The sequence below is a fragment of the Thiocapsa sp. C2-2m genome, assembly GCF_041903745.1.
GTDB lineage: Bacteria > Pseudomonadota > Gammaproteobacteria > Chromatiales > Chromatiaceae > Thiocapsa > Thiocapsa roseilacustris.
In genome coordinates this window covers 188,565-209,757 of the sequence record NZ_JBBWVD010000005.1, presented here as the reverse complement: position 1 = coordinate 209,757, position 21,193 = coordinate 188,565, and the positions used below count along the sequence as shown (strand labels likewise).

Sequence of the window (21,193 nt, the reverse complement as noted above, 5' to 3'; positions counted from 1 at the left end):
ATCATGTTCTTGAAGTTCTGGTCGTGGCTCATGGCGGAGCGGTGCGGCATGGCGAGATGGATGATTGCAAGAATTACACGGATCGCATGCGCGTTCCAGGTGTTGAATCCCCGCAAGGCGGCCTTGTAAAGCGGGCATCGGTGTCAGGTCTTGACTTGTGCCTTGAGGCTAAGTGCGTAGGTTGTGCCGAGCTTGCGAGGCACAACGCACCGCCGGCGGTGTTGCGCTTCCTAGCGTCGGCGCAACCGACGGTTGTCGAGTTTGGGGGAAAAGGGTCAGGTTCAAATAACGCTCAACTTAAGGCCCGCCCCGGTGGGTCGGAATTCAGTCCGACCTGCTCTCGGCGTCTTCCCGCAGCGCGGGTGTCGCGCTCGACGCCGAGCGCCGGGTGGCCTGAGACGGCGTTGTCGGGCTGAAAAGCCCGTCCCACTTCAGGCGTCGTGATCGCAGGCCGTCAGGCGTCGCGCGATTGGTTCAGGAGCGCCTGCAGGCGCGCGACCTCGGCGAGTGCGGCTTCTTTGGCTTGTCGCTCTGCCTCGTTGGCTTGAAGTGCTTCCTCCTTAGGCTTGTCGTTCCGATTCCTTGACAGCTCGCTCTTTCTCGAGCTCCTGTTGGATGGAGCGCTGTTGGCGCCAGAACTCTTGACGCGCCTGGTACCATGCTATTACCCATAACTTCCGTTGGCGTCGCGCTGCGCCTGCAGTGCGAGCACGAAATCGGCGGCGCGTTGCAGGCCGATCCACATCGTTTGCGGACCCGGAAAGCCGTCGCCTTTGCGGTTGAGGAAACCACCGAGGCCGGCGACCATCCGCACCATCGTATCGAGGGTGGGTGGTTCAGTCGGTGGCGGCTGGCGCTGGGTGACCAGATAGACCGCTTTCCATTCCTCCTCGGCGAAGACCGCGTCGCACGGCAGCTCGGGGCAATCACGCCCGATGTGGGTCAGAAACAGCACGCGCCAGGCGATGATCATGTAGAAGGCCAGCGCCGGCTCCAGGCGCTCGCGGGTCTCCAGTTGCAACTCTTCGATTTTGCAGCCGCTTTTGAGAATTTTGAAATAGACCTCCACTTGCCATCGGCAAAGATACCAGGAGAGCTTTTCGTGTGCCTGCGCGGCATTCTCCACCGGCAGATTGGTCAGCAACAGCCACCGCAGCGGCGCCTCCCCCGGCGGTGGGTCGATCTCCTCGGCGAGCAGTGCAGTGACGCTCACCTCGGGTAAGGTCCGGTCGGGGCGTGCCGGGGCTTTGAGCGTCACCCGCACGGCCTTGAGTTGCTGGGTGACCGAACGCGCCGGGCGACCGCTCGCCGCCGGGCGCTTGAAGGTGACCTCGGTGAGCACCGGTGCCGCAGCAAGTGCGTCTTCTAATTTGCGCCCGTCGGACAACCGCCGGTCGTGGTGTTGTGCGCGGATCAGCCAGTCGGCGCCGGTCTGCGGGCACGGCGCCTCGACGAACAGATCATAAATATCCCCTTCGCGATCGGCGATGTCGACCGGCCGCGTCTCGGGGAAGCGCTCGGCCAAGGCGTTGACCCGGGCGAAACCATCGACCCGGGGTGCGCTCTCCTTGTCTTCCAGCGGGCGGCGCCGATCCTTCGGCTGGCCGAGACTGCCCGGCTCGCGCGTGAAGCGGTGCGCGCCGAGCAGGCCCAGCGGCACCCGCTCGGGGGTGACCACCAGCGTCGGATGCAGGTACATGCCCCAGCGGCTTTCCAGATTCAGCACGCCCAAACCTTTAATAACGTTCTTTTTCTTAGTGTAGTCCAGCTCCGTTGTATCCTGGATGCACAACACCCGCGGGTACGCACGCAGGCGCGCCTCGGTGCAGGCGATGTGCGGGGCGAGCACCGCCTCGGCGGTGACCGCGGCGTGGTCGAACAGCCGATAGGCCGCCCGGGTCTCGTCCCAACCGCTGCAGGCCCCCGGAAGACTCAACGTCGGTTTGGCGCCCAAGGTCTCCACCAGGCGCTGCGCGCGCCGATTCTTATCGCCGATCGCCCAAGTCGATGTCGGCCAGTTCCGCTGCGAGCCCGTCCATCAGGACACCCCCAAGACGGCGCGGAAGTCGCGCCGCAGCGGATAGGCGAAGACGCTTTTACGGGGCAACGCGGCGCGCGCGAAGCGGTCCAGTTTGCCGCGTCCGGCGGTCTCCCCCAGATACTGCCAGTTCGCCGCCCGGTAACAGGTGCCGCGAAAGCGCGGGTGTTCCACGAAGGTTTCCAGCAGCACCACCGAGGCACCGTAGCGCGCGGGGAAGTCCACCGCGACCCGCGCGGCGGCCATCGCCAAGACCTTGGAGGCGAGATTCTTCACCTGCACCCACGGCAGGATCAGAAACCGAGCGTTGTTGAGCACGCCGCCGAACCGTCGCTCACGCGTCGGCGCATCCCAACCGATCCAGCGATCGCGCGCGGCGACCTTCCAGGCCGCCGCGCCGAAGCCCAGTGCACCCAAGACGCCGCCATCCCAGCGGATCAGATAGCGCAACTGCGCGCCGGACAACGGCGTATAGCCCAGATAATGCCAGCCTGCGATCAGGGCGTTCCACAACCGCGAGTCCGCCGCGCCGGCGACCGCTTCGAGACGCAGACCGACCAGCGCCTGCACCGAACCGCTCAGCGTCACCGCCTCGGGCAGCGCGTCACAGCGCGGCTGCAGCGCCCGGCCATTGCCATTGCCGTTGCGCGGCGCCGGCAGCGCGATCAGCCCCGCACGATGCAGGCGCAACAGCCCGACCCGGCAGCTCATCAGCTTCGGGCGTCCCTGCACATCGACCCAGTTCAGCGCCGTGCAAACCCGCCGCGCGATCTCCGCACGCTGCGGCGGATCGGCCTCGCGCACCGCCGCGCGTATGCTCTCAAGATCCGACGCGCTCAGTGCGCGCCCGCACAGCTTGCCAACCGGTTCCTCGTTCATCGACACTTGCCCCATCGGTGGTGATGGGGCGGGATTTCACCAGCTCAGCCTGCCTGTGTCCGGACCCTGGCGCTCCTGGCTCCGGGGCTCCGGGGCGTGAAAAGATATGGGTAATCGCATGGCCTGGTACTGGTGATAGGCGCGTTCTTTCTCGGAGAAGGCGGTCAAGGTGCTCATGGCTTGCCTCATGACAGGGGTTTGCATCCAATCGGGGAGTTTTTCGTTATCAAGGGTTTCACCCTCGTTGAAGAATCTCAGCCATCGTTCTTGCTCGGTTTCGACCTGTTGGATGGCCGCTTTGTTCAGCTCGAAGATCCAGATGCCGCCGTGGTCGATCAGCGCCTGTCCCCGATCATCGCGCATCCGGTAGCGGTGCGCATCGTCGGGCGTGTCGTCGCGCAGGGTCTGGTCGAGCAGCCAGATCGCATAGGTCGGTTTGAGGATGAGCCCTTTGCGCTGTCAGTAAGTTACTGAAGCAACAGGCTGCACCGGGTCGAGACATTTTCGTTTACCCCGGTTCCGGGGGCGGCATCGACGATCGATCAGTGGCTTACGTGGGCGGGGTCGGGCGATGAGCGAATAGTCACCCCGGCCTCGCGGGGCGTGCAAAGAGGCGGCCGCCAAGGGATCATATCGTTGTCGAGACGATCCTTTGCAGGAGGACCCCATGGCGACCATTGAACCGAGCTTGTTTGACTGGCGGGATGTCGAAGCGTGCAGCGACTTGGATCGCTTCTACCTGGCGCGGGATCATCTCCCGGATGCGCGGTTGCTGCAATACCTGGAAGTCATGCGCGGGGCGGGCCGCGACGACTACCCGGTGGCGGCGATGTGGAATGCACTGATCGCCGGGGTGGTCTTCCAGCATCCCTCGGTGGAAGCGCTGCTGCGCGAACTGGGGCGCAACCCCGCATTAATGCAGGCGTATGGCTTTGCGGTCTTGCCGATCCAGCGCAAGCCGGTGACACGGTTGGTACGCGATGCGGCAACCGGACACCTGCAGCCGGTGCGCGATGCGCCGGCCGATCCACAGGCGGCGGTGCCCACCAGCTGGAGCTTCTCGCGTTTTCTCGCCAACGTCATTGAGTTGGAGGAGACGTTGGGGATGGTGACGGGGATGATCGTGCCCCTGCGCGAGCAGTTGATGGCGGCGTTGCCGGATTTCGGCGGTCATCTCGGCTATGACGGCAAGGCCATCGAGAGCCACAGCACCGGGCGGGCCAGTCGCACCACCGGGGCGACCTCCGATCCGGAGGCCGATTGGGGCAAGCACGAAACCGGCGGGATCGACGCGCGCACCGGCAAGGCTTGGAGCAAGGTCAAGAGCTGGTTCGGCTACGGTCTGCACCTGATCGCCGACACCCGCTACGAGATCCCCGTGGCGATGCACCTCACCCCGGCCTCCCACGCCGAGCAGCCCGAGTTGCGGGCAATGATCAGGGAGCTGTTCGCCGAGACCCCCGCGTTGGCGCAGCGCTGCGGAGACTTCAGCGCCGATCGCGGTCTGGACAGCGCCGAGACCAAGGCGCTGTTGTGGGATGAGTACGGTATCCGCCCCTTGATCGACACCCGCGAGCTGTGGCGCGAGGAGAAGCAACATCCCGATGACGATCCGTCCAAGCCGATCACGCGGCCTCTCTTCCCCGAGCGGGTCGACACCATCGTGCATACCGAAAAAGGCAGCGTCCACTGCGTTTGCCCACACACCGGCGTGCAGCGCGACTTGGCCTTCCAGGGTTTCGAGGCCGATCGCAACGCACTGAAATACCGCTGCCCGGCCGCCGCCTATGACCTGGACTGCCAGGGCCGTGAGGCCTGTCATCACGCCGGCGGGGTCACCCCGGGCGCGTACGGGCGCATCGTACGGATCTGCCTCGACGAGCATGATCGGCGCATCTTCGTGCCCACGCCCCACGGCAGCCCGAGTTGGCGGCGCGGCTACAACCGGCGCAGCGCACTGGAGCGGATCAACAACCGCATCGACAACAGCTTCGGCTTCGAGCGGCACTTCATTCGGGGGCGGGCGAAAATGACCACCCGCGTCGGCTTGGCCCTGGCGGTCATGATGGCGATGGCCTTGGGGCATGTCCGGCAGGGGCGTATCGAACAGATGCGCTCGTTGGTGCAACCGATCCCCGCTACCGGTTAGCTTTGACCGCTCGGTCCTCCCGGCCAGGCTGCCGCGGCGTCGCCTGCTGGCGCGGCTGTTCGTCGCCCGGCCTTATTGAGAGTGAGTCGCATTTGCGATCCCTGGCGCGCTGCCGGGCGTCCGCGAAGGCGTGAAAAACACGCCGTGCCGGCCGGCTTGAGCCTCGACGATGCTCACCAGGTCCGGGAAAAACGCAGCAGCGCAAATGGCTCAGGATGCTGTAGTCTTGACCGCGACGCAGTTGCCGGCGGTACAGGTCCGCCCAGCCGTAGGGTGCGGTGAGGCACGAACCGCACCGATGTCTGCTCCGATCGTCGCGCTGGATCTCGATCTGAAAGACCCGGCCGGCGGCATCGCGGGCTTTCACGTCGACGATGGTGAGTTTGTCCTTGAGGGTTTCCCGCGGGTTGTAGGGATCGAGGATCCGCACCGCGCTGATCGGACGGGGGAGCGTGTCGATCAGCATCGCATTGAGAAAGTCGATGAGCAGTGCGCGGTTCTCCTCCGCGCCCAGCAGGGCTTTGAAGACACAGTCGACTTTTGGATTGATGCGGTGTTGCATGCGAAGAGTGTACGATTGCCGAACGACATGCGCAATGCCAAGAGCCCAATCGACGGGTGCGGAGGCTCAGGGTCGGTCGAGGGTCGCATCGAGGGCGACGTCGGCCTTGTTGGTCGCTCCTGCGGGGCCGGCACGGGGCGCGGAGCGCCAGGGGCATGCGTGACACCGCGGCGCGGGTGTCGCGAGAACATCGATCTGAGCCGGTTGCCGGCTCAGGCTGCGTCGTGCAGGACCTTCGCGACAGCCTCGGGCATGCGAGCAATCACGCGTAAATAGCTCTTGGCGGCCGTATCCGGCGCCTTGCGCCCTTGCTCCCAATCACGAAGCGATTCGGCGGGGATGCCGAATTGCTCTGCAGGAGAAACCGGGGACGTACCACGGTCATCGCGATCGGCGACGAATCGGCCCGGCGAGCTGCCGAGCGGTTCGCTTGGGGCCGGAGAAAAGGGGCCATGTCTGCGGTGATCTGAATTCATTTGGAATATCAACGCAGCCCAATGTGCCAAGTCGATTGCGATGCTGGCCGAGCACTCCGGGATTCGACCTCCGCTTCCCCTCTTGTTCAATGTGGATCGCCTCTGCTCGGCCTTGGTTGAGCCGGATCCGAGCGTCGAGTCGATCGGGCGTTACCTCGACATCGTGATCGATCCCGAGGATGCCCTGAGGGTGTTACACAAGCGGATCGCCCCGGACATCCTCCTGGAATGGCTGGCGCGCGAAGCCGCTGCGTCTGACGGCAATGTCACGCTCGGCGTCACAAGAACCTTCAGAATCTGGGTCGAAGGCACGCAGGATCTCGACGGATTGATCCAGGCGGCCTGTCTCAATCATGCCGGGCCGCGGTGGACGCCCGCTCAAATCACCTCCACTTTGGTGGCGACGGGGACAACGCGGGAGCCGGATCCGATCGACGGACTCGATCGACTGGACCGACCTGACTCCGTGCCGTCGAGCGTCTATTCGCAGTTTGGGAACGCCATCCTGGACATGGCCGGCCTGAGTGCTCGCAACTGTCGAGACCGCTTGGGCGCGGATGCTGTGGTCGCTTGTTTGCGGAAGCACTTCCCCGATGATGCCGAAGACTGTGCGCAGATCATCGAGCGCGAGACCGCGCCACTGACACAGAATCTGCGAGGACTCGGGCAATGGGCCGAACGGACCACCCGGGCATCAGAGCGGGACGTGGAAAGCGGCGACGGCGAATCCTTCGTGCGTTATCGGCCCGGTGATGTGCTCTCGACCGCGCAAGAGGCGATGTTGAGGGAGCTCGCGACGGGGCTTGCGTCAAGCTGGGCGTCATGGCGTGCCGAAGTGGACGAGGCTCAGCAGTACGATGACCAGAAACGTCATCGCAGGCTCATCGAGATGATCGATGATGCCGGCATCATGCTGACCGAGTGCGCCTGGTCCTGGATCGACGCGGAAGAGGATATCGCGATGCTGGACCTCTTGCTGCGGATGATGGCCCCAGACGATGACACCTTGCTCATCGCCAATCTGCGCCGTGGACTTTGCGAGCATCGGGATCTTTGCCGGATCCTGCTGGGCTATATCAACGAGCGGGAGTCGGTTAGCGAGTTGGAGCGCGCGTCTTGACCAGGCTCGCAGCGGGCTGCGATGTCGGGGTCGCGCTGCAGGCGCAGGCGCAGGCGGCAGGCTGCGAGGTCCGTGGGCGCAGTGTGTAGGATTAGGCGCGCGCTCGGCGGTTCGCGCTTTGTGCGCGGGAAAAGACGTCGGGTTCAAATAACGCTCAACTTAGGCGATTTCCGCAAACTTCTATACCCGTAGGTTGTGCTGACGATAGGAGGCACAACTTGCGCCGACGGTTGGTTGTGCCTCGCACGGCTCGGCACAACCTACGCCCTTGGCATGAAGGTTTCCGGAGTTCGCCTTAAGGTCGGCCCCCTGTGGGTCGGACTTCAGTCCGACCTGCTCTCGGCGTCATCCCGCAGGGCGGGCGTCGCGCTCCACGCCGAGCGCTGGGTGGCCTGAGACGGCGTTGTCGGGCTGAAGCCCGACCCACTTCAGACCTCGTGATCGCAGGCGGTCAGGCATCGCGCGGTTGGTTCAGGAGTGCCTTCAGGCGCGCGACTTCGGCGAGTGCGGTTTCCTTGGCTTGTCGCTCGGCTTCCTTAGCTTGAAGGGCTGATTCCTTGGCTTGGCGTTCCGCCTTCTTGGCTTGCCTCATCACAGCGGTTTGCATCCGCTCGGGCAGCTTCTCGTCATCGAGGGTTTCGCCCTCGTTGACGAATTTCAGCCAACGTTCTTGTTCGGTGTCGACCTGCTGGACGGCAAATGTGTTCAGCTCGAAGATCAAAATGCCGCCGTGGTCGGGCAGATCCTGTCCCTGATCATCGCGCATCCGATAGCCGTGCGCATCGTCCGGCGTGTCGTCGCGCAGGGTTTGATCGAGCAGCCAGATCGCATAGGTTGGTTTGATGGCGCTGTAGGGGGCGCCGCTGTGCAGTTGCCGGCGGTACAGATTCGCTTGGGCGCAAATAGAATCGAATCGAGATCCCTGGGTTGCGGATGGCATTCGCGATGTCGACACGGCACGTCGGATACTGTGCCGAGCGGTGCGAGATAGAACCCATCGCCGGTCAGCGTTGCGCTTCCAATCGTCAGCGCAATCGAGGGGTGCGGAGAATCAGGGTAGGTCGAGGGGGGCGAGGGCGCCGCCGTCATGCATTCGGCGCGAGTCTGGGGGCTGGACAAGGAAAAAGGCGAGATCGAATTCCCAAAGTCTACGCCTCTCGGCTGGCAGTGGCCGCGCCAACCCGCTGAACCGGGTAGAGGCTGATGAGCGGGTCATCGGTCATCAGCAGCAGCGGCTCGATTTGTGCCTGGACGATCAGCAGGCGGTCGAACGGATCGCGATGATGATGCGGCAGGTGGCGCACGGCAGCAGCATGGACTGCGGATATCGGCAGCTCGCGAAAGCCGGTTTCCAGGGCTGCGCGATGAACCGCATCCGGCTCTACGTCGAAATTAGGGCGGTCGAGGGCGCGCTTAATCGCGATCTCCCAGATGTTGACGGCACTGAAGAAGACCTGGTGCTCGGGCGACTCCAGCACGTCCCTACTTACCGCATCGAGCCGCGCGGGCTGCAACAGGGCCCACATCAGGGTGTGGGTGTCGGTCAGTACCCGCATCGGTGGCCCTCGACGGCGTCGATGAAGTCTTCCGGGGTCTCCGGGATCGGCGGCGCATGCTCGTCGGGCAGAGTGAAGCGGCCTTCCAGTCGGCCCAGCACGCGCCGCGGCGGCGCATCACCGACCAGCACCAGGCGGACAACCGGCATGCCGGCGCGGGCGATGATGGCCTCGCCGCCGGCCTCCACCTGTTCGATGAGGCGAGACAGCTGTGACTTGGCTTCGTGGATATTGAATTGGGTCTGCATGGTTAGTCTCCGATTAGCTAACCGCAGGATAGCCTTGCGGGGCTGCGGAGACAAGGGCATCGGTGTCAGGTCTTGACTTGGGGGGCATCGGTGTCAGGTCTTGACTTGTGCCTTGGGACTAAGTCGGCGTCGAAGTCGGCGCAACTTGACTCGAAAAAGACCGCCTCGTCGGTCTTGCCTTTTTGCGAGGCGGTGTCGGGTCTTAAGACGATACACGGTGGGGTCGGGGTGCCGATTCTTGTCGCTCGGGTGGGTCGGGCGATCGGATCGTAAGCGCCGGGTTGCGGATGGCCTCCGCGATGTCGACACTGCATGTCGGATACGATGCCGAGCGGTGCGAGACGGAACACATCGCCGGTCAGCGTTGCGCTTCCAATCGTCAGCGCAATCGACGGGTGCAGAGACTCAGGGGACGTCGAGGAGGGCGAGGGCGCTGCCGTCATGCCGGCCTTCTCGCGCGGCTGCTCGTCAAGCGCGTCGGTTCCCTGTCGGACGAGATGCCGGCGCGGTTGACCCATGTCACCGGCGATCAGGTGGAACGCCGGGGCGTGCGCGTCTTGGACGCGCCCCATCGGGTACCTGGTCCGGGAACCTCACCCTGTCATGTTGCGCAACGGCTTCACATTCAATGGCCTGCATGTTGAGACTCTGTTTTTGGGGAAATGGGGGCAGGTTCAAGGTGATTTCCGCAAACTTCCATACCCGTAGGTTGTGCTGACGATAGGAAGCACAACTTGCGCCGACGGTAGGTTGTGCCTCGCGCGGCTCGGCACAACCTACGCCGTTGGTATGAGGGTTTCCGGTATTCGCCCAAACAACGCTCAACTTACGGCCGGCTCCCGTGGGCCTGAATTCAGTCCGACCTGCTCTCGGCGTCATCCCGCGGGGGTGTCGCGCTCGGCGCCGAGCGCTGGATCGCCGGAGCGACAGGGGTCAGGTCTTGACTTATGCCTTGTATCCAGAGCTAGAGGTGGTGCGGGCCAACCCACTGACGATCCGGCAGACCTGCTCAAGCCCGAGTTCTACGGCGATGAGATCGTCGGTGTATGCTAGAGTCCAATGAAGGCGCCAACATTCGGTAACCTCATGACTGACGACACTGAAAACCTGGTCATGACCATCCTGAAGGATCTCCAATTTCGGATGAAACGGTTGGATGACCGCATGGCCAACCTTGAGCTGCGGATGACCGCCCAAGAGCAACATCTCGGCGCGCTTGTTCTGTCGCTGCCGTCGATCCACGACCGTCTCGATGTGTTGACCAGACGCGTGGAGCGTGTGGAGAGCCGATTGGAGCTCAAAAACGCGGACCCCAGCGGTTAACGGCATTTCCGTCCTCCCGGGGAAAAGGTCCAGGTTCTAATAACGCTCAACTTAAGTCCGGCCTCCTGTGGGTCGGAATTCAGCATGACCTGATTTCGGCGTTATCCTGCAGCGCGGGTGTCGCGCTCGACGCCGAGCGCCGGGTGGCCCGAGACGCCGTTGTCGGGCTGACGCCCGACCCACTTCACGCGATTGGTTCGGTAGCGCCTGCAGGCGCGCGACCTCGGCGAGTGCGGCCTTCTTGGCTGGGCGTTCGGTTTCCCGGGCGCGAAGAGCTGCTCGCTCTCGTCGTCGCCGACTTCGCCTCGCCTGGCCCTGAGTTCCGCGCGTGACGGTCCTTATGGGCCATCACCGAAGACCTCGTCGAGGGTCTGCGCGGTGAGCACCCGGGTGGACCAGTACAGCAATGACTCCGCATCGGCGTTTTCCACGCGCTGGCGGACGCTGTCGGGTGGATCGCCGAACCGGATCTTGAGCAGGGCCAGCAGCACGCGCGCCTCGCCGCGTTGGACGCCTGTTTCGATGCCTTGCTCGATGCCTTGCTCGATGCCTTGCTCGATGAAGCGCTGGGCAAATCCGCTCATGTCGGCCGCCTCCTGAGGGTAGCGTTGGTTGTATAGGATGCGTTCATTCTCGGTGAGGTCGGCATAGATGTCGATGAAATCGAGATATTTCAGACGTCGCTCGGGATCGGACTCAAGCTGCAGCAGACCGCGCGTGGCCTGGGCATAGACCTCGAGCTTCTCGTCCGGGGTGTAGGCCATGCTGGGCAGCGTCAGGCGTTCCACGAGGTTGGTGCTGTTGAAGGAGTCGCGGGCACGTCGCGCGAACAAGGCGCAGTGCAGATAGTGGAACTGCAGATACCGGCACTGCTCGCTGCCCAGGGCGAGTCGCTCGGCGTAGTGCCCGGGGTGCAGAAAGATCACGACCGGGACGACCCGCTCGGTCTCGAAGAGCTCGGCGAGATGCAGGCAGTAGTGCGCAAGGCGATGGATGGAGAAGCGGCGCGGTTCGGTTTCTTCCTCGAAGACAAAGAGCACGGCGGCGCGGCGCCCGTCGGGCCACTCCACCAGCAGTGGAACATCAAGCTCGCGAAAGCGTTCGCCGAGGCGTTCCAGGTGTTGAATCCCCGCAAGGCGGCCTTGTAAAGCGCGAAAGGGTCAGGCGGTGGAACCGCTGCATTTGAGCCACCCCACTCGGCAGGTTGTGATTGCTCGCGCGTGACGCGCCTCGGCGGGTCTGCGGAACTGCCTCATCACAGGGGTTTGCATCCACTCGGACAGCTTCTCGTCATCGAGGTGTTCGGCCTCGTTGAAGAGTTTCAGTCAGCGTTCTTGCTCGGTTTCGACCTGCTGTACCGCCGCTGTGTTCAGCTCGAAGTTCCAGATGCCGCAGTGGTCGATCAGAGCCTGTCTCCGATCGTCGCGCATCCGATAGCGGTGTGCATCGTCCGGCGTGTCGTCGCGCAGCGTTAGATCGAGCAGCCAGAGCGCATAGGTCGGTTTGAGGATGCTGTAGTCTTGACCGCGACGCAGTTGTCGGCGGTACAGGTCCGCCCAGCCGTAGAGCATGCGCGCGGTCAGATCCGCATAGACCGACAGCTGGATCTCGACCTGAAAAACCCGGCCGGCGGCATCGCGGGCTTTCACATCGACGATGGTGAGCTTGCCTTTGAGGGTTTCCTGCGGGTTTTAAGGATCGAGGATCTGCACCTCGACCACCGGACTGGGGAGCGTCTCGGTTAGCATCGCATTGAGAAAATCGATGAGCAGCGCGCGGTTCTCCTCCGCGCCCAGCAGGGCCTTGAAGACACAGTCGACTTTTGGATTGATCTGGTGCCGCATGCGGAGAGTGTACGGTTGCCGAACGACATGGTCAAGGGAACAGCAGGGGACAACAACAGGGGACACTCAACAACCGGGGGCAGTGCGGCCTGGCAAGGCCGCGTGTTCTAGCGGGTGGAACTCCCGCCCGGGTAATCGCTAGCCACGAGCTCGGTATCGAGCCTTGCGGCGCGGCTGGTAACAGGCGCGTCGATGCGTAGGCACGACAGCAGGCGAGGTGCAAAGGTCACGGGTGAAGCTGGCCTTGAAGGTGTTGAGTCCCGAAACGTTATGTTGGTGAGTGTCGATAATGCTGTTCCCGGCATTACGGTCATTCGATCGTATCGTCGCGCCTGATTGCACGATCGTCAAAGAGACACCAGTTTGACCACATGCTCCGGGAGATCCCCGCCACGATCGCCCACCTCACCCCGCCACCATCCGCTCCCGCAACCGCGTCAACCGCCCGCCGCCGGTCTGCTTCACCGCCATGGCGAGCGCCTTGGGCTGAGCGATCAAGACCACCAAGCGCTTGCCGCGGGTCACCGCGGTGTAGAGCAGGTTGCGCTGCAGCAGGGTGTAATGCTGGGTCGCCAGCGGGATAACCACGGCCGGGTACTCCGAGCCCTGGGCTTTGTGCACGCTGGTGGCGTAGGCAAGCGCTACGGCGTCGAGCTCGCCGGTCTCGTAGGCGACCGGGCGCCCGTCGAAGTCGATGGTCAGGATTCCTTCGTCGAGATCGATCGTGCGGATCCGTCCGATGTCGCCGTTGAAGACCTCCTTGTCGTAATCGTTCACCAGCTGGATGACCTTGTCGCCCGGGGCGTAGGTCCAACCGAAGCGCTCGATGCGCGGCTGGGCCTCGGGATTCAGCGCCGCCTGCAGGGCGACGTTGAGCGCCCGCGCCCCGAGACCGCCGCGGTTCATCGGGGTCAGCACCTGGATGTCGCGTACCGGATCCAGACCGTAGCGCGCCGGGATGCGCTCGGTCACCACCCGCAGCAGCCGCTCGTGAATCGCCTCCGAGGTGTCGACCCGGATCAGATGAAAGTCGCTGTCCGGGCCGTGCGAGGCCGCCGCCTCGGGCAGGTGTCCGGCGTTGATGCGGTGGGCGTTGACGATGATCCGCGAGGCGGCGGCCTGGCGGAAGATCTCGGTCAGGCGCAGGGTCGGCAGCGTGCCGGAGGCGATCAGGTCGGCGAGCACCGCGCCGGGTCCGACCGAGGGAAGCTGATCGACATCCCCGACCAGGAGCAGCGCCGCAAAGCTCGGCACGGCGCGCAGCAACTGGTTCATCAGCACGATGTCGACCATCGAGGTCTCGTCGACCACCACCAGATCGGCCTCCAGCGGATGCTCGGCATCGCGCTTGAAGCCCATCACCTGCGGATCGAATTCGAGGAGCCGGTGGATGGTCTTGGCCTCCCGTCCGGTCGACTCGGAGAGCCGCTTGGCCGCGCGCCCGGTCGGGGCACACAAGAGGACCTCCACGCCCTTGGCCGCGAGGATCCGCAGCAGGCTGTTGACCACCGTGGTCTTGCCCACGCCCGGACCGCCCGTGATGATGGCGACCTTGGCGTCGAGCACCGTCGCGACCGCGATGCGCTGCGAGGCCGAGAGCACCTGCCCGGTGCGTGTCTCGACCCAGGGCAGGGCCTTCTCGGCGTCGATCGGACCCCAGGGCGGCGGATCCTGCGCGAGCCGGCGCAGATGACCGGCGACCCCGCGCTCGGCGCGCTGCAGAGGCGCGAGGAAGAGGGCAGGGCGCTCGGCGATCGACTCGGCAACCAGGCGCTCTTCGGCCAGCTCGCTGTCGATCGCCGCCGCGATGATCGGGGCGGGGATCTCCAGCAGGCGCGCGGCCTGCGTGCTCAGGTCATCCCGCCAGGCCGCACAGTGGCCTTCGGTCGAGAGCTCCTGGAGCACATGCCTTACCCCCGCCCGGGCCCGGATCGGCGCATCGCGCGCGATGCCGAGGCGCTCGGCGATCGCATCCGCGGTCTTGAAGCCGATGCCCCAGATGTCCAGCGCCAGCCGATAGGGATTCTCGCGGACCTTCTCGACCGCGGCGTCCCCGTAGGTCTTGTAGATGCGCACCGCGCGCGCCGTGCCGACCCCGTGGGACTGCAGAAAGACCATGATCTCGCGGATCACCTTCTGCTCGGCCCACGCGGAGGTCACCCGCTGTTGGCGTTTGGGACCGATCCCCTGCAGTGTGAGCAACCGCTCCGGGGTCTCCTCGATGACGGTGAAGACGTCCTCGCCGAAGGCCGTAACCAGGGTGCGTGCGAAGTGCGGCCCGATGCCCTTGACCATCCCGGAGCCGAGATAGCGTTCGATCCCCTCCAGGCTGCGCGGCGGGACGATCCGTAGCTGGATCGCCTTGTACTGCAGCCCGTGCTGGCGGTCGTTGACCCAATGCCCCTCGGCCTCGAGATGCTCGCCGGGCGAGACGCTGGCCGCGGAGCCGATCAGGGTGACCAGATCCCGCTGCCCGCGTACCTGCACCCGCAACACGCAGAAGCCGCTCTCGGGGCTGTGATAGGTGACGCGCTCGACGGCGCCGCTGAGCGGCTCGGTCGGGGTGGGCGAGGCAGGCGGCGAGGTGGGATTCATCGCCGGATTGTAGACCCGGCGAAAGCTGTCCAGGGCAGGGATCGGCACGGCAATCGCTGCGGCGCAAGAAGACGACGTCGCCGCAGGGCAGGGCGAGCTCCCCCGTTGTGTGCGGACCGCGACGACTCCGCCAGTGGTGGCCCGAAGCCCGGACCGGTCAGCGTTCGACGAACGTCGTCCCGTTCCAACGCAGCGGATTCGGGCTGCCGTCGTCGGATGTGAGCGCGATGGCGGGCGGATCGCCCGCACCGATGCTCGCCCCGCTTGACAGAACCTCGGTGTTGAGACTCAAGCGCCCGCCTTGGCGCACGTAGAGCACGACCAGGCAGGTGCGGATCCCGCAAAAGCCGCTGCGTCCACCGGAGCGGCAGGCGAGTCCGTCATGGGAGATCAGCAGATCGGACGCTGCCTGCCGAATCCAAATCGCTGGCTTGCCGGAGAGTACACGATGATACGACTGAACCTGTTTCTGTCCATGCTGTTGGCGGTCCTGTTGGCGGTCGCTGTGACTCAGGCGCAGACCCAACTCGATCTGAACGAGGGTGCCTGTGCCGAGCTGAACGCAGCCGATGCCGAGCTGAACCGCACCTAACAAGACATCCTCCGGCACTACCGCGACGAGACGTTGTTTCTCGCTTCCGCAAACTTCCATACCCGTAGGTTGTGCTGACGATAGGAAGCACAACTTGCGCCGACGGTTGGTTGTGCCTCGCGCGGCTCGGCACAACCTACGCCGTTGGTATGAGGGTTTCCGGTATTCGCCTAAGTCCGCTCGGCCTTGAGCAAACGCCGATCCATGACCAATTTCCGCGGTTCGCCGATCACCACGGCGTCGGCGAAGCCGGGATCGGCGGGATTCAGGATCAGGTTGCGCTCGCCGGGTGTTACGGCGCTGGGTACAGTCAGCCCCACCGAGACGCCTGATGCGGCCCAGGCGTCGCCGATCGATCGCGTCGATGCCGGAGCCGGCCAGGCGGCGTCATCGGCGGGTAGCTCGGCCACGAGCTCGCACGCCAAGACGGCCTCGGGCACCACCTCGAGCTCAATATATCGCCAATGCCCGCGCAGGACGTCGTCAGCCTCCAATTGGACGAGCAGCTCAAGCTGCGCAAGCGATAGCGACTGGGCCGCATACACCATCGAAATACCGGGTGAATTCCAACGCCCGCCGAAGAGCCGTGCACCTTCGCCGGTGAAGGCCGTCTCCAGATACGCCTCGTCAAGCAAACGAAACCATCTCAAGAAAAGACCCCATGGCGTAATCGGCCGATCAGTTGCTCGACTTCACGCGCACCGACTTCCGTGTCCGCGTATTCGAGCGGACGCTGGCCGGCGAGCGCAGTCTTCGGCGACTTGAGCCAGTCCCGCGCGCGCGCGACGTCGCGCAGCATCTCGGTCGCCAGGGCCAAGAGTCGCTCGATGCGCAGCACACGCTCCGACTCGGCCGGGTCCAGACGACCGGCTTGACGGCGCCGCACCAGGGTGCGACTCGGAATGCCGGCATAGGCGGCCAGCTCCTGGAGCGACAGGCCTAAGGGTTCGCGCAGGGCCTCCAGCTCGGTGAAGGGCACGCCACGGCGCACCCGCTCGACGAGCTGCGGTGCTGGGGTCTGCAAGACCTTCAAAAGATCAGCTGCTTGCGGATGCGTCGGGGCCGTGTTCCCGGTCGCCGTGTTCGTCATGACCAGATGCTCCACCAGTAACGCCACTTGGCTCCACTCTATACGCCATTTGCCATGACAACAAGAACGTCTTTTCGACGCAGCACCCAGATCCAGCCGCTGGTGAGACGCACGGCAGTCGCCATGAGCGTGGCGACTACCCCACTGAAGTCTTCGGGCTGGGCCCTATCCCGGGCCGCGGAGACATCAACGAGCGTCTGCAGTGGTGGTGGTCTATTTGCCAGCTTTGCGGCGGCCGCAGTGTGCAGGATCTGATTCACCGTCGGCTCGGCGGCATCCAGCAGTCCGAGATCCTGCGAGCGAACGCGGATGACGGCATCCTTGGTCGGCAACCACACCCGATAGGCGACATCGCCCCACATCGCCTGGCGACCCAGGATGCGGCAGGGTGTCGCCTGGCGGATGTGCCAACACCAGTCGCCGACGCCCCAAGGCTGTTCGCAATCCATCGTCAGGTGTTCTCCGCAATCAGGCTCCGCAAGCCGTCGCGCAGCTTGCGGAAGCTCGGAGAGGTGTTGGTTTCGATACCAGGATCTCGATGTGCATCCCTACCTCGCATCGAGATAATCGCTGTACCAAAGACCGCCCAGAGGCAGTCCCTCGGACACCAGGTGACCGACATCGGCGAGCGCCGACGCCCGCTGGATCTCGGAGAAGCCGTCGGCGCCATTCTGGAGTACCCAGACCTCTTCCGGAGAAAAGGCATCAACGAAATAGGGCTGGTTCGTCGTGACGAAGATCTGCGGGGCGCCCCCGAAAGCGCTTGATGCGCGGATGCTCCATCAGCGTGCCGAGTGTGGCGATGCCCAATTGCCGCCGGTCGGTCAATTCAACATCCAAACGAGCTCTGCCCTCCTCCTCGGCACCCTCCACGGCATCTTCGCCCGACCAAACCGTCCCTTTTCCATGCTGCAGGCGCAGAACGGAAGTTCTGCGCCAGAAACCCTTCAATAATGGCCAATCAGCGTTCCTCGATGCGACACTCGAACCCCGTGCGGCACGTCGCTGATTAGGCGGCGCTTATTGCCCTTGTTCTTGACGGAGGTCCAGAGGTCGGTGACATCGATGAGCTGCACCCGTTCATCGCGTTCGGGTGGCTTATTGTTGGAGGTTTCGGGCTCAAGTTCCTGTCGGTGTGGAATGAGCGCCGGCGGCACATGAAAGCGGCTGCCGTAATCGGCGACATGGTTCATGCCGTCAGTGAGAAAGCCGCCCGGCCCGCAGGCCGGATCGTAGAGGGTACGAATCGCCGATAGCCCGCTCTTGCGGGGTCAGGCCACGGCGAACGGAGCGATATCCGGGCCGACCTCGCGACGCGACAACCAAGCATCCACCTGCGGAAGGTCGCTCGCCACCCTCAGTGCCAGCCGCTCGTACTTGGTCACATCCTCCCCGAAGCCAGCAAAGCTGAAGCCCGCAAAGATGTCATCCGGCGGAGCATCGCGCTCTTGGAGCCGTGCACGATCTCCGACCGGCAGGTAGGCGACCGGGGCTATGGCGAACAATCGCGAACCCTTCCCCCGCCGTTGATCGACAACCACGTATCACACCCGCTCAGCCCCTGACACCGACTCTGGAGCGGCATGACGCGGAGCCGGCTCGATTGGCCGATGCACGGCCGTGTCAGGCCGTCGCTTCGCCGGGCTCTCGGGCGAGGGCTTGGCGGATGCGCCCGAAGCGGCTGTCCAGACCGGCGGAACGTGGCGCGGGGCCGCAGAGATACCACTCTTTGAGGAGTCTGGCGCTGCCTTGAAGTGGGTCTTCCTCGCCGTCGACCATGCGCTCGGTCAGACGTGCGACCTGGAACTCGAGGCGCTGTTGGGCAAGCTCGGGCGGGGTTTCGACGCCGGCGAGGATTTCGAGCTGCAGGCAGAGTTGGCTCAAGCGCGCGGCGTTGGCGTCGTAACGGCGGCGCAGCGCGGCGATCTGCTCGGGGTCGCGGGTGGCGGCGAGTGCGGCCGAGAAGCGCGCGGCGATAGCTTGCTGGATCTCGCTGTCTTGTTGCTGCGGGAGATCCGCCCAGGCTTGCTCGGCCGCTTCGGGATCGAGCGGGGCGTCGGCTTCTCCGAGGAGGCCGAGCTCGAGGCGCTCGCACAGCTCGGCCTGGCGTTGCAGTAGATCGAATGCGCCTCGACGCTGTTGGTCCTCGCAGTCGCGCAGCTGTTGCTTGATCGCCTCGCGGGTCTCGCGCCAGCGTTCGTTGAGCGGGCCGGCGCTTGGGCGCGGGATGGGTAGGGACTGGGCATCGTCCCAGCGCCGTTCGAGCTCGCGGAGCTCGGCGCGGAGTCGTTTCGGATCCTGCTCGGTTCGGGCGAGTGTGATCGCGTCGGTGCAGATGGTCTCGCGCGTGGCGAGATGCTCCTTCACAGCGTTGGCGTGCGCCTGGTGCAAGGCGACGCGCCGTTCGAAGATGGCGTCGCAGGCGCTGCGGAAGGTCTGCCAGAGCTTGTTCTCGTCCTTGTGGCGCGCCGGTACGGTGGTGTGCCACTCGCGCTGGAGTGCCTTGGTCCGCTCGATGGCGGCGTCCAGATCGGGCTCCTCGATCAGGGCTTCGATCTTGGCGATCAGCTCGTGCTTCATCGCCTGATTGCGTTTGCGCTCGCCATCCAGGCGGCGATCGAGCTGCTTGAGTGCTTGGCGGAAGCGTCCTTCGAGCGCCTTGAAGTGGCGCGGGTCCACCGGTCCGATGGAATCCCAGGTGTGGCGGGTCTCGCGCTCGGCGTGCAGGACGCGTTTCCAGTCGATGCGTTCCCAATCGACCTTGGAGAGGAAGTCTTCGATCTGGTCGCAGACGGACTCGCGCGCGGCGCGGTTGGCCTCGCGCTCGGCCGCTTGGGCCTCGATGTAGGGGCGACAGCGCTCTTGGACGGCGTCGCACGCCCTATGGAAGCGCTCGGCGACGGCGGGGCTGGCGCGCGGTCCGGTCTTCTCCAGACCCTTCCAGTCCAAGCGCATGGCGTGGAGTCGCTCGCTCAGGGCTGGCAGGGGCAGGTCGGTTTCGATGAGCTGCTCCATCTCCTCGCAGAGGCCGTCGCGATGCTGATCGGCACCCCAGCGGCGCCAGTGTTGAAGGTCGCGCAGGCGTGGTGCGAGGACATGCAGGCGTGCGGAGATCTCCTCGGCGGCGCCCTTTGGCATGGCGCTGGCCTCGACCAGGTCCAGGCCGGCTCGCAGGCTTTGAAAGATCGGGTCGGCCTTCTTCAGCTCGCCGTCATCGAGGTACTTCTCCAGCTCGGCGAGTTTTTCGGGGAGCTGCTTGAGGCGGTGCTCGGCGTTCTTACGCTGGGTCTTGGTCCGCGATTCGACGCGCTCGACGAGTCCGAGGAAGGCTTCGGTCTCGGCGGTGGCGGGAAGCTCTGCGGCAAGCGCCCGGGCCTGCTCGATGAAGGTCTTGGTCATGCGTAGATCGAGCGGTTTGGGCTCGTCGAGGAGCTTCTGCGCCCGATTGCTCGATTTGCGCAGTTGCGACATGCGCTTGCGCTGATCGCCGAGGGTCGTGCGCGCGGCGTCGGCCGCGTCCATGAGTGTGCGATAGCGCTGGTCGAGGGGCCTCTGGCGCTGCGGCGGGAGGGCGTCGAGGGCGTCCCAGGCGGTGGAGACCTGTTCGCACAGGGCGCGAATCTCTTGCTCGGTGGTCAGCGCCGGTGCCACGGCCAGGGTGTCGAGGAGGGCGAGGCGTTCGCCGTGCAGGGACTCATGTGCCTCGTCGGCGGCGACCCGGGCGGCGGTCTCGCGCGCGTGGCCGCCGTAGGCCTGGATGAAGCGCTCCCGTGCGCTCTCGTAGCGCATGCGCCAGTCCGGATCGGCCTCATCCCGGATCTCGGACCATTGGCGGTCGAGCAGATCGAGGATGGCGCGATCTTGATTCCAATGCTCGAGCCGACCGAGACGCTCGGCCTTCTGGCAGAGCTCTTCGCAGAGTGCGCGCACGCGCAGCGGCCGCTCTTCGCGCTCGGCGATCAGGCGGAGTTTTTCGCGTGCGCTGCGGTAGACGTTCTTGTCGCGCTTGCCGATCTGGCGCACGACCTGCTCAAGCGCGTCCTTGGTCTCGATGCGCTCCACGGCCGCGCCGCGGTTGGCCGCGAGGGGATCCTGGACCGCGCAGAGCGCGAGCACCTCGGGAGACCGAAGGCGCTCGATGGCGGCGCGACGGATCTCGTGGGCCTGCCCTTGGACGGCGACCTGCTCGAGGATACGTGCGTCCTCGACGTGCGACAGCTCTGCGACGCGCGCATCGACGCTCACACCGTCAGGGGCGAGCTCTGCCGGCTGGGTTCCGCACAGTAGATGGCGATAGCGGGCGGCGGCGATCTCGCGCACGCCGGCGTCCGCGTCTTCGGTGAGGATCAGGCGAAGATGGGGTAGAGCGAAGAGCCGCCGCGTGGCCTCGCGCCGCACCGCAGGGTCTTCATGAGTGCGGGCGCGTTCGGCCAGAACCCCCTGGTCCTCTTCCTTGTGCGTATCTTGTCGTTTTTTCTTGAGAAAGCGCTCGAATAACATCTGATACTCGCCAACCGTTGCCCACGGACCGGCCATTGTACTCAGAAACGCGAGCAAACGGTCCGACGACTCTATACCTCGTGCAGCACGGAAGACGTGTCGAGACCGTTTGTTGTCGTTGTCGTCATCGATCATCGATACGACAACGACAACGACAACGAAAGGTCGTCAAGTCTGCCGGGGCCGATCCCATCCAAAAACATCGCATACCGCGCTGAGCG

At 64.8% G+C, this 21,193-nt stretch carries 20 protein-coding genes and 3 pseudogenes; 4 read left to right on the top strand and 19 right to left on the bottom strand.

The genetic code is table 11. The features are described 5' to 3' along the window. Positions 1-664: 664 nt before the first annotated feature. The 4 genes and pseudogenes from AADX97_RS05730 to AADX97_RS05715 all read right to left on the bottom strand — a co-directional run. On the bottom strand, positions 665-1,963 hold the full coding sequence (locus tag AADX97_RS05730; RefSeq protein WP_374232437.1) for an IS4 family transposase: 1,299 nt from the start codon (positions 1,961-1,963) through the stop codon (positions 665-667). A 75-nt stretch (positions 1,964-2,038) separates the two neighbouring features. Beyond that, positions 2,039-2,917 (bottom strand): DUF4338 domain-containing protein, encoded by an 879-nt coding sequence (locus AADX97_RS05725; protein WP_374232436.1) that lies wholly within the window; start codon positions 2,915-2,917, stop codon positions 2,039-2,041. A 36-nt stretch (positions 2,918-2,953) separates the two neighbouring features. After that, positions 2,954-3,094 carry a hypothetical protein gene (locus AADX97_RS05720; RefSeq protein ID WP_374232435.1) on the bottom strand — a complete coding sequence of 47 codons (141 nt, stop codon included), beginning with the start codon at positions 3,092-3,094 and terminating at the stop codon, positions 2,954-2,956. A gap of 3 nt (positions 3,095-3,097) precedes the next feature. Further along, positions 3,098-3,319: pseudogene (locus AADX97_RS05715) on the bottom strand (hypothetical protein); the annotation flags it as partial. 265 nt (positions 3,320-3,584) lie between these two features. Between AADX97_RS05715 and AADX97_RS05710 the strand changes: the two are divergent. After that, complete coding sequence (locus tag AADX97_RS05710; protein WP_374232434.1) at positions 3,585-5,066, top strand: transposase; 1,482 nt, start codon at positions 3,585-3,587, stop codon at positions 5,064-5,066. Here the strand turns inward: AADX97_RS05710 and AADX97_RS05705 are convergent. After that, complete coding sequence (locus tag AADX97_RS05705) at positions 5,056-5,628, bottom strand: Rpn family recombination-promoting nuclease/putative transposase (RefSeq protein WP_374232433.1); 573 nt, start codon at positions 5,626-5,628, stop codon at positions 5,056-5,058. The genes AADX97_RS05710 and AADX97_RS05705 overlap by 11 nt on opposite strands. 212 nt (positions 5,629-5,840) lie before the next feature. Next, positions 5,841-6,104 carry a helix-turn-helix domain-containing protein gene (locus tag AADX97_RS05700; protein WP_374232432.1) on the bottom strand — a complete coding sequence of 88 codons (264 nt, stop codon included), beginning with the start codon at positions 6,102-6,104 and terminating at the stop codon, positions 5,841-5,843. Positions 6,105-6,144: 40 nt separating this feature from the next. Here AADX97_RS05700 and AADX97_RS05695 point away from each other — a divergent pair, with 40 nt between their 5' ends. After that, positions 6,145-7,224: a hypothetical protein gene (locus AADX97_RS05695; RefSeq protein WP_374232431.1), complete on the top strand. Its 1,080-nt coding sequence runs from the start codon at positions 6,145-6,147 to the stop codon at positions 7,222-7,224. Between the two features lie 451 nt (positions 7,225-7,675). Here the strand turns inward: AADX97_RS05695 and AADX97_RS05690 are convergent, their stop codons facing one another. The 3 genes from AADX97_RS05690 to AADX97_RS05680 form a co-directional block, all read right to left on the bottom strand. Next, positions 7,676-8,164, bottom strand: coding sequence for a PD-(D/E)XK nuclease family transposase (locus AADX97_RS05690; protein WP_374232430.1), 489 nt, complete (start codon positions 8,162-8,164; stop codon positions 7,676-7,678). A gap of 208 nt (positions 8,165-8,372) precedes the next feature. Then, on the bottom strand, positions 8,373-8,780 hold the full coding sequence (locus AADX97_RS05685) for a type II toxin-antitoxin system VapC family toxin (RefSeq protein WP_374232429.1): 408 nt from the start codon (positions 8,778-8,780) through the stop codon (positions 8,373-8,375). Further along, positions 8,768-9,028, bottom strand: coding sequence for a type II toxin-antitoxin system Phd/YefM family antitoxin (locus AADX97_RS05680; protein ID WP_374232428.1), 261 nt, complete (start codon positions 9,026-9,028; stop codon positions 8,768-8,770). The genes AADX97_RS05685 and AADX97_RS05680 overlap by 13 nt, the downstream gene beginning before the upstream one ends. A gap of 1,086 nt (positions 9,029-10,114) precedes the next feature. Here AADX97_RS05680 and AADX97_RS05675 point away from each other — a divergent pair. Further along, on the top strand, positions 10,115-10,351 hold the full coding sequence (locus AADX97_RS05675; RefSeq protein ID WP_374232427.1) for a hypothetical protein: 237 nt from the start codon (positions 10,115-10,117) through the stop codon (positions 10,349-10,351). Positions 10,352-10,689: 338 nt separating this feature from the next. On the opposite strand, the pseudogene AADX97_RS05670 reads toward AADX97_RS05675, so the two are convergent. The 7 genes and pseudogenes from AADX97_RS05670 to AADX97_RS05640 form a co-directional block, all read right to left on the bottom strand. Continuing rightward, positions 10,690-11,466, bottom strand: a pseudogene (locus AADX97_RS05670) (hypothetical protein); the annotation flags it as partial. Positions 11,467-11,676: 210 nt separating this feature from the next. Beyond that, positions 11,677-12,195 (bottom strand): annotated as a pseudogene (locus tag AADX97_RS05665) (Rpn family recombination-promoting nuclease/putative transposase). 405 nt (positions 12,196-12,600) lie between these two features. After that, on the bottom strand, positions 12,601-14,790 hold the full coding sequence (locus AADX97_RS05660; RefSeq protein ID WP_374232445.1) for an ATP-dependent RecD-like DNA helicase: 2,190 nt from the start codon (positions 14,788-14,790) through the stop codon (positions 12,601-12,603). Positions 14,791-14,947: 157 nt separating this feature from the next. Continuing rightward, on the bottom strand, positions 14,948-15,385 hold the full coding sequence (locus AADX97_RS05655) for a hypothetical protein (RefSeq protein WP_374232426.1): 438 nt from the start codon (positions 15,383-15,385) through the stop codon (positions 14,948-14,950). Positions 15,386-15,552: 167 nt separating this feature from the next. Then, the gene (locus tag AADX97_RS05650; protein WP_374232425.1) at positions 15,553-16,032 is read right to left on the bottom strand and encodes an RES family NAD+ phosphorylase; all 480 of its coding nucleotides are present in this window, start codon (positions 16,030-16,032) and stop codon (positions 15,553-15,555) included. Continuing rightward, complete coding sequence (locus AADX97_RS05645; RefSeq protein ID WP_374232424.1) at positions 16,029-16,472, bottom strand: antitoxin Xre/MbcA/ParS toxin-binding domain-containing protein; 444 nt, start codon at positions 16,470-16,472, stop codon at positions 16,029-16,031. Before AADX97_RS05645 ends, AADX97_RS05650 begins: the two co-directional genes overlap by 4 nt. Positions 16,473-16,510: 38 nt before the next feature. Beyond that, positions 16,511-16,921 carry a hypothetical protein gene (locus tag AADX97_RS05640; RefSeq protein WP_374232423.1) on the bottom strand — a complete coding sequence of 137 codons (411 nt, stop codon included), beginning with the start codon at positions 16,919-16,921 and terminating at the stop codon, positions 16,511-16,513. Between the two features lie 162 nt (positions 16,922-17,083). Here AADX97_RS05640 and AADX97_RS05635 point away from each other — a divergent pair, with 162 nt between their 5' ends. Next, positions 17,084-17,239 (top strand): hypothetical protein, encoded by a 156-nt coding sequence (locus AADX97_RS05635; RefSeq protein ID WP_374232422.1) that lies wholly within the window; start codon positions 17,084-17,086, stop codon positions 17,237-17,239. Between the two features lie 180 nt (positions 17,240-17,419). Here AADX97_RS05635 and AADX97_RS05630 read toward each other — a convergent pair whose 3' ends face one another. From AADX97_RS05630 to AADX97_RS05620, 3 genes are all read right to left on the bottom strand, one after another. After that, positions 17,420-17,665 carry a hypothetical protein gene (locus AADX97_RS05630; RefSeq protein WP_374232421.1) on the bottom strand — a complete coding sequence of 82 codons (246 nt, stop codon included), beginning with the start codon at positions 17,663-17,665 and terminating at the stop codon, positions 17,420-17,422. A gap of 78 nt (positions 17,666-17,743) precedes the next feature. Continuing rightward, a complete protein-coding gene (locus AADX97_RS05625; RefSeq protein WP_374232420.1) occupies positions 17,744-17,977 on the bottom strand; it encodes a hypothetical protein in 234 nt (77 codons plus the stop codon). Between the two features lie 118 nt (positions 17,978-18,095). Beyond that, entirely contained in the window at positions 18,096-20,972 is a 2,877-nt protein-coding gene (locus AADX97_RS05620; RefSeq protein WP_374232419.1) for a DUF349 domain-containing protein, read from the bottom strand. Positions 20,973-21,193: the final 221 nt, after the last annotated feature.

What these genes read in the sequence shown, in the direction of transcription:
- AADX97_RS05705 (WP_374232433.1), bottom strand. Translation starts at nt 5,628, where the DNA reads ATGCAACACCGCATCAATCCAAAAGTCGACTGTGTCTTCAAAGCCCTG.
- AADX97_RS05630 (WP_374232421.1), bottom strand. Translation starts at nt 17,665, where the DNA reads ATGAACCATGTCGCCGATTACGGCAGCCGCTTTCATGTGCCGCCGGCG.
- AADX97_RS05660 (WP_374232445.1), bottom strand. Translation starts at nt 14,790, where the DNA reads ATGAATCCCACCTCGCCGCCTGCCTCGCCCACCCCGACCGAGCCGCTC.
- AADX97_RS05685 (WP_374232429.1), bottom strand. Translation starts at nt 8,780, where the DNA reads ATGCGGGTACTGACCGACACCCACACCCTGATGTGGGCCCTGTTGCAG.
- AADX97_RS05690 (WP_374232430.1), bottom strand. Translation starts at nt 8,164, where the DNA reads ATGCCATCCGCAACCCAGGGATCTCGATTCGATTCTATTTGCGCCCAA.
- AADX97_RS05710 (WP_374232434.1), top strand. Translation starts at nt 3,585, where the DNA reads ATGGCGACCATTGAACCGAGCTTGTTTGACTGGCGGGATGTCGAAGCG.
- AADX97_RS05720 (WP_374232435.1), bottom strand. Translation starts at nt 3,094, where the DNA reads ATGAGCACCTTGACCGCCTTCTCCGAGAAAGAACGCGCCTATCACCAG.
- AADX97_RS05675 (WP_374232427.1), top strand. Translation starts at nt 10,115, where the DNA reads ATGACTGACGACACTGAAAACCTGGTCATGACCATCCTGAAGGATCTC.
- AADX97_RS05680 (WP_374232428.1), bottom strand. Translation starts at nt 9,028, where the DNA reads ATGCAGACCCAATTCAATATCCACGAAGCCAAGTCACAGCTGTCTCGC.
- AADX97_RS05695 (WP_374232431.1), top strand. Translation starts at nt 6,145, where the DNA reads ATGCTGGCCGAGCACTCCGGGATTCGACCTCCGCTTCCCCTCTTGTTC.
- AADX97_RS05700 (WP_374232432.1), bottom strand. Translation starts at nt 6,104, where the DNA reads ATGAATTCAGATCACCGCAGACATGGCCCCTTTTCTCCGGCCCCAAGC.
- AADX97_RS05640 (WP_374232423.1), bottom strand. Translation starts at nt 16,921, where the DNA reads ATGGATTGCGAACAGCCTTGGGGCGTCGGCGACTGGTGTTGGCACATC.
- AADX97_RS05645 (WP_374232424.1), bottom strand. Translation starts at nt 16,472, where the DNA reads ATGACGAACACGGCGACCGGGAACACGGCCCCGACGCATCCGCAAGCA.
- AADX97_RS05725 (WP_374232436.1), bottom strand. Translation starts at nt 2,917, where the DNA reads ATGAACGAGGAACCGGTTGGCAAGCTGTGCGGGCGCGCACTGAGCGCG.
- AADX97_RS05620 (WP_374232419.1), bottom strand. Translation starts at nt 20,972, where the DNA reads ATGTTATTCGAGCGCTTTCTCAAGAAAAAACGACAAGATACGCACAAG.